Raw genomic sequence first — 6,225 nt, 5'->3', positions numbered from 1 at the left:
CTGAAGGAAAGCAAGCTTAAGGAAATTCGTGATTATGCGGTTAAGCAGAACATTACGACGCTGCGAAACCGTGTCAACCAGCTAGGTGTGGCCGAACCCTTAATCCAGCGTCAGGGGGCTGAGCGCATTGTTGTGCAGTTGCCTGGCGTACAAGATTCAGCACAAGCCAAGAAAATTCTTGGAGCCACTGCCTCGATCGAATTCCATCTGGTCAAGACGGGCTATCCAATCCAAGACGCCTTAAACGGGCGTGTGCCGCCTGATTCAAAACTTTACTATTGGAAGGATGGTCGTCCCGAGCTGCTGCTCAAAGAGGTGATTGCGACCGGTGATCAGATTGTCGATGCGTCGACCGGGGCGGACGAGAACGGATTGCCGCAGGTGAACATCACCCTTGACAGTAAGGGTGGAGCGCGCATGGCGGCGATCTCGAGTGAAAACATTGGCCGGCCGATGGCGACGGTTTTCATCGAATACAAGACGGAATACGAAGAAGTCAATGGCGTGATGAAGCCCAAGGGGAAGCCGCGCAAGATTGAGCAGGTTATCAGTGTGGCGACGATTCAATCGACCCTTGGCAGTCGTTTCCGGATCACCGGCATTGATAGTGCCAAGGAAGCGCACGATCTGGCTTTGTTGCTGCGTGCTGGCGCTTTGGTTGCCCCGGTGCAAATTGTCGAGGAAAGGACGATTGGACCAAGCCTTGGGGCTGAAAACATCAAAATGGGCTTTTTGTCGGTCAAGATCGGCATGGCCATGGTGCTTGCCTTCATGTTGCTCTACTACCGGGTATTTGGTCTGATCGCCAATCTGGCCCTGGTGGTCAATTTGATCCTGATTGTTGCCATTATGTCGATGCTGGGAGCAACGCTGACCCTACCGGGCATTGCCGGTATCGTGCTTACGGTGGGGATGGCTGTGGACGCGAACGTGCTGATCTTTGAACGGATTCGTGAGGAATTGCGGGAGTCCGGCATTCAGCGTGCCATTCACCAAGGTTATGATTCCGCGCTTTCAACGATTGCCGATGCGAACGTGACCACACTGGTGGCTGCAATCATTTTGTTTGCGGTGGGCACCGGCCCGATCAAGGGCTTTGCGGTGACCCTGTCCATCGGGATTCTGACCTCAATGTTTACCGCCATTATGGGCACCCGTGCGGTGGTCAATCTGCTGTATGGCGGCCGCAAGGTCAAGAAGCTGTGGATTTAGTTAGGAGCCGGACATGCAATTTTTGAATGATAAAACCAATATCAATTTCCTGAAATTTGGCCGGATCGCGGTGGTGTTTTCGGCAATTCTGGTGCTGATTTCTATCGTTGAGCTGGGCTTTTTCGGGTTGAACTTTGGCCTAGATTTTACCGGTGGTACACGAGTGGAAGTGCATTACCCGCAAACTGCGGATCTGAAAGAAGTGCGCACGCGCTTGAAAGAAGCCGGGTTGGATGGGGCCATCGTGCAGTATTTTGGCACGTCCAATGATGTGGCGATTCGTATTCCGCCGGTGGAGGGCAAGAAAGGTCAAGAAGTTGGTGAAATTGTGCTGAAAGCGCTGCGTGAAGGTGGCCAAAAGGTTGAAATGCGTCAGATTGAGTTCGTTGGCCCAAGTGTGGGTGAAGAACTCACGCAGCAGGGCATCCTAGCCATGGTACTCGCGCTGATCTGTATCATGATCTACGTAGCCGCCCGGTTTGAATGGAAATTCTCCGTTGGGGCGGTGGCGGCCTTGGCGCATGACGTATTGATCACCATCGGTATCTTTTCCCTGCGTGGCCTGGAGTTCGACCTCACCGTGTTGGCCGCGATTCTGGCGGTGATTGGTTATTCATTGAACGACACCATTGTGGTGTATGACCGCATTCGCGAAAACTTTCTCAAGCTGCGGAAGGCCACACCGGAAGAAGTGGTGAACAAGTCGATCAACCAGACATTGTCGCGGACGTTGATCACATCCGGCACCACCATTATGGTGCTGGTGGCTTTGTTCGTGTGGGGTGGGGCGCTGATTCACGGCTTTGCCACCGCCTTGTTGATTGGTATTTTGATCGGGACTTACTCATCAATTTATGTCGCAAGTACGCTGGCACTGACCTTGGGCGTGAGCAAAGAAGATTTGATGCCGCCCCAGGTAGAAAAAGAAGGGGCCGATCAACCGCCCTTGCTGTGAGGGTTCAAGTATGAAAAAGGCGCCGATAATGGCGCCTTTTTTCGATGACTGTGTTGCCGCGTTTGTGATAACAACGGCTACCCGGTCTGGTGACGATGTTGCAGCTTTTTGAGCATATCCTTGAACACTTTCGGGCTGGCTGCCACGATGTCCCCGGAAGCCATGTACTTGCCGGTACCATCCATGTCGTCGACGATGCCGCCAGCTTCTTTCACCAACAAGCTGCCCGCCGCGATGTCCCATGGTTGCAAGCCAAATTCCCAAAAACCATCAAGACGTCCGGCCGCCACATAGGCAAGATCTAAGGCGGCGGCACCAGCACGGCGCATATCGGCACAATCTTGCATCAAAGCACGAAAACCGTTTATCCAGGCATCCATGTGTTCGCGTCTGCGAAATGGAAAGCCTGTGGCCAGCAAGGCCCCTTCAAGCCGCTTTCTGTCTGAAACACGAATGCGACGATTGTTCAGTTGAGCCCCTGCGCCACGAGAAGCAGTAAACAACTCCTCTTTAATGGGATCGTAGACGAGCCCGTGGGAAATTCGGCCTTGAATTTGGACAGCAATGCTGATGGCAAAATGGGGAATGCCGTGGATAAAGTTGGTTGTGCCATCCAAAGGGTCAATGATCCACTGAACTTCTTCTGTGCCGGAACCGTGTTGGCCAGACTCTTCGCCCATGATGGCGTGATCCGGATAGGTTTGCCGGATGGTGTCGATAATCAGGTTTTCTACCGCACGGTCAATTTCCGTCACGTAGTCATTTTTGCCTTTGAGTTGGCTGGCAATGGGCGCAACGTCCGCAAATGAGCGACGAAGCAACTGACCGGCTGCGCGGGCGGCGCGAATGGCAATGTTTAAGTATGCGTGCATGATCTAACCCGATTATTGAAAGAACGATGAGAACGCCCCGGCAAGGGGTGGCGCTAGGATAGCAGAGTTGAGCTGAAGTGCAAGCGGTGCAGATAAACAAAAGCCCCGCTCGGCGGGGCTTTGTCAATGATCACCAGATTTTGACGCGTTTTTCCGGTGGCAAGTACATTTTATCGCCAGGTTTGACGTCAAAGGCTTCATAAAACTCCGGCACATTGGACAGTGGGCCAATGGTGCGGTAGTGCGCCGGAGAATGCGGATCGGTAGCTATCCGGTTGCGCAAGGCTTTTTCACGCATTTTAATGCGCCAGATTTGCGCAAAGCCCATGAAGAAGCGCTGGTCACCGGTCAGGCCGTCGATAACTGGCGCCGGTTTGCCGTTAAGCGACATTTTGTACGCCTTGTAGGCGATGGTCACTCCAGCTAAGTCCCCGATGTTTTCGCCAAGGGTCAGCTGACCATTGACATGAACATCCGGGAACGGCTTGTACTGGTTATATTGCTCGACCAATTGTTGGGTGCGCTTTTTAAACTCTTCGAGATCGCGCTTGGTCCACCAGTTTCTGAGGTTGCCTTCACCATCATAGCGGCTGCCCTGATCGTCGAAACCGTGCCCCATTTCGTGGCCGATGACCGCGCCAATGCCACCGTAGTTGACAGCGTCGTCTGCTTCCATGTTGAAGAATGGTGGTTGCAGAATGGCCGCGGGGAAGACGATTTCATTGCGTGTCGGGCTGTAATAGGCGTTTACGGTTTGCGGCGTCATGCCCCACTCCCAGTCGCGCACTGGTTCGTCGAGTTTGTCGATCGATTTTTTATGGGCATCCAGTGCCACACGGCGTAAGTTACCGATCAGGTCATCGGCGCGAATCTGCAGTTCGCTATAGTCGTGCCAACGATCTGGATAGCCAATTTTGGGCCGGAACGCGGCCAGTTTGGCCTTTGCCTGTTTTTTCGTGGCTTCCGACATCCAATCAAGCTGATCAATACTTTCGGCGTACGCCTTTCTGAGATTTTCCACCAGTTGCGTCATTCGGGCCTTGGCTTCTGGTTTGAAGTGACGTGCGACATAGCGTTTGCCAACCAACTCGCCCAGAGTGCCGTTGACGAGCGAGACGCCTCGTTTCCAGCGTGGTTTTTGTTGTTGCTGGCCAGACAGGACTTTTCCGTAAAACTCGAAATTTTGCTTGTCAAAGTCTTGGCTGAGGTAGCTTGCTGCGTCATTCAAAACCAGCCAGCGCAGATAGTTTTTCAGCACCGGTAACGGTGTTTTGATGGTCAGTTCGGCAAAGCCACGAACAAAACTTGGCTGATTGATGATCACTTGGTCCAGGTCAGGGACGCCTAACGCCGCGAAATATCCGTCCCAATCAAATTCCGGGGCGAATTTTTTGAGTGCTTCGCGCGAAAACTTGTTGTAGCGTTTCTCGCTGTCGCGACTCTCTACCCGAGTCCAGTGCAGTTCGGCCAGTTTTTTTTCAAAATCAAAAACGTCTTTTGCGGTCTTTTCTGGCGATGAAAAGCCTGCCAGTTTGAACATTGCGGTCAAGTGCGCCAGATACGCTTTGCGAAGTTTTTGATAGCGAGGCTTGTCAGACAAGTAGTAGTCGCGATCAGGCAGTCCCAGCCCACCTTGCCAAATGTGCGCCGCATATTGCTTGGCGTTTTTGGCATCGACGCTGACATAGAACAACAGCGGATTTGACACGCCACGGGTGCGCAATACAGCGAGATATTGTTCAAAGTCGCTGTAGCTTGACAACTTATCAATCTCGCCAAATTCTTTTGCCAACGGTTTAAGGCCAAGTTCATTGAGCTGGTCGACGTTCATGAAGGCGCGATACATATCGGCGATTTTTTGTTCATCTGAACCCGCCTTGAGATCGGAACGCGCTGCCAACTCCTCAATAATGGCTTTGACGTCTTCATCGGCTTTGTCGCGTAAGCTGTAGAATGAGCCGATGGCGGTCTTGTCGGCGGGGATCTCATGGGTTTTTAACCACCCACCGTTGACGTAAAGGTAAAAGTCATCCTGAGGGCGCACGCTTTTGTCAATGTACTGAAGCTCGATGCCCGAGCTCAATTGGGGCGTCGCGTCCGACGGTTTGGGTTTTGATAAAGACTGACAGCTCGTCACGAGTGTTAATGTGGCGGCAATCGCCCCTGTCACTAGTGTTTTCTTCATGTTCATCTATCCCTCTTCATTTGGCTTGACCAGAGTGTCGTCAGTCTATCCCCATCAAGCATGTGTCTCTAGCATTTGTAAAACATTGTTACATTTTTTCGTTGGGCGGAAACGGCGCGGGTTCTTCGATAAGCCGCAATGCCGGTTCGGGGTAATCTTCGGGAAGCAAAACCCGACAATTGAAAGCGATGATGATGCGGTGTCTCTGGCCAAAGTATGGAAAGATTTCGTGCAATAGGTACGAAGGAAAGAGAAATAGCCGGCCTTTTTCATGTTTGATGCGCAAGAAACCGTGGGCGAATGGTGGTTTCAGGTATCGATTTCCCGAGTCTTCGTAAATGTCGGCGTTGGTTCTGGGATCATGAAAAGCCACCACGCCGCTGTCGGGAAAGTCTGGATGCATTTCGCCCGGGTCGACACAAAAAATGCCCGACCAGGAGGCGTTAGAATGGTTGTGGATGCCTTGCCGGCCAGCAAATCCGGTCAGGTGGAACCATGTGTGAAAATGAAATTGCAGGGCCTCAAGTTGGTGGGGCGCCAATGTCGTAATATGTGACAGCAATAGGCGTAGCTGTTCAACCGTGAATCGACGCAGTTTTTGTATCGGCTCATCTGGCCAGTTAAACAAATTGAAACGGCTTTCAAACAGATTACCCTTTTGCGTATCCCGCTTGATTTCGTTGCGAACTTGATCTTCGTATTGCGCGCGACGACTCTCCAGCAGTGTTTTGAGTTCCGTACACAGTGTGTCCCTTTCTTGCGACGGGTAATAGGCTTCACCAAATGGCACGGCAAAGGCGTGAAAAATTTGCATTAGTGCACCTCCTGCCATGGCACGAGTGGAATGGCTCGTAGATTGTGTGTTGCGATTGGAAGCATCGGGATGGTCCGTTCATCACGAATCCATGCCCGAAATCCGACAAGAATCCTCGGCCGCTGGCCCAAGTAGGCAAAATGTTCTTGCGGCACATAAGACGGCATTAACAGTAAATCTCCGGTAT

6 protein-coding genes are annotated in these 6,225 nt (G+C 52.1%); 2 read left to right on the top strand and 4 right to left on the bottom strand.

Annotated elements, in window-relative coordinates; genetic code table 11:
* Together secD and secF are read left to right on the top strand one after the other, a co-directional pair.
* The coding region (gene secD / locus D6694_01650; GenBank protein ID RMH47679.1) for a protein translocase subunit SecD at window positions 1-1,212 on the top strand (1,212 nt) is incomplete at its 5' end.
* A 13-nt stretch (window positions 1,213-1,225) separates the two neighbouring features.
* Window positions 1,226-2,167, top strand: coding sequence for a protein translocase subunit SecF (gene secF / locus D6694_01645; GenBank protein ID RMH47678.1), 942 nt, complete (start codon window positions 1,226-1,228; stop codon window positions 2,165-2,167).
* Window positions 2,168-2,244: 77 nt separating this feature from the next.
* Here secF and D6694_01640 read toward each other — a convergent pair whose 3' ends face one another.
* The 4 genes from D6694_01640 to D6694_01625 form a co-directional block, all read right to left on the bottom strand.
* On the bottom strand, window positions 2,245-3,039 hold the full coding sequence (locus tag D6694_01640) for an inositol-1-monophosphatase (GenBank protein ID RMH47677.1): 795 nt from the start codon (window positions 3,037-3,039) through the stop codon (window positions 2,245-2,247).
* 130 nt (window positions 3,040-3,169) lie between these two features.
* Entirely contained in the window at window positions 3,170-5,224 is a 2,055-nt protein-coding gene (locus D6694_01635) for a M13 family peptidase (GenBank protein ID RMH47680.1), read from the bottom strand.
* A gap of 88 nt (window positions 5,225-5,312) precedes the next feature.
* Complete coding sequence (locus D6694_01630; protein ID RMH47676.1) at window positions 5,313-6,056, bottom strand: hypothetical protein; 744 nt, start codon at window positions 6,054-6,056, stop codon at window positions 5,313-5,315.
* The coding region (locus tag D6694_01625) for a hypothetical protein (GenBank protein RMH47675.1) at window positions 6,038-6,225 on the bottom strand (188 nt) is incomplete at its 5' end. The genes D6694_01630 and D6694_01625, both read right to left, overlap by 19 nt.

Source organism: Gammaproteobacteria bacterium (assembly GCA_003696665.1).
In the GTDB taxonomy this organism is placed as follows: Bacteria; Pseudomonadota; Gammaproteobacteria; order Enterobacterales.
Note: the sequence above shows the minus strand (reverse complement) of the source record. Positions and strands in the feature narration are given on the sequence as shown.